The organism is Psychrobacter sp. 1Y4 (assembly GCF_051847555.1).
In genome coordinates this window covers 1-752 of the sequence record NZ_JBPYDE010000466.1, presented here as the reverse complement: position 1 = coordinate 752, position 752 = coordinate 1, and the positions used below count along the sequence as shown (strand labels likewise).

Below are 752 nucleotides of genomic sequence, written 5' to 3'. Positions count from 1 at the left end.
GATGACTGGCAGGACCAAGTCCGCGCTATCGTTGGCGATGATAAGATCACCGCTGCTGTGGATTCGGTCGGTGGTGAATCGAGTAATGAGCTGCTATCGTTACTGGGTAGTAATGGCACGTTGGTCTCATTTGGCATCATGTCAGGCAAACCAATGCAACTAGACGCTGGCAGCCTAATCTTTAAACAAGCTATCGTCAAAGGTTTCTGGGGCAGCAAAACCAGCCAAGAAATGGATCTGGACAACAAACAACGTCTGATTGATGAACTACTAGAGCGCGCGACCAACGGCAATCTAAAATTACCAATTGAAGCGGTTTATGGGCTTGATGAGATTACTAAAGCCGTCTCAGGTGATGTGCAATCTGGCAAAAAAGGTAAGGTACTATTAAAACCTTAGTACCTTTAAAGTACTGTCAAAACTATAATTCATACACTGACCTTTCAATGACTATTGTCATTAGAGGTACGATAAAATAAGAAGAAGCCCATTTGTATTTATCCTAAAGTACAGTGGGCTTTTTTTGCTTTAGTGGCTTTGCAGTCATGAGATAATTAGGCATGCGATAGTTAAGCCATGACTTATGAACATCAACAATAAAACGTAATAGGGATATCACTATGTCAAACGAGAAAACGTTTAAAGCCTTAGTTGTCGAAGAGACCAGCGATGGCGAATTTAAAAAAAGCATTCAAGAGCGCAAAGTCAGTGACTTACCAGAGAACGACTTGCTCATCGAAGTGCATTATTCC

1 protein-coding gene is annotated in these 752 nt (G+C 41.8%); it reads left to right on the top strand.

Going from position 1 to position 752, the window contains the following annotated elements; genetic code table 11:
* Positions 1–399: zinc-binding dehydrogenase (locus ACS8FC_RS17000; RefSeq protein ID WP_439297653.1), on the top strand; the 399-nt coding region annotated here is incomplete at its 5' end.
* Between the last annotated feature and the right edge of the window lie 353 nt (positions 400–752).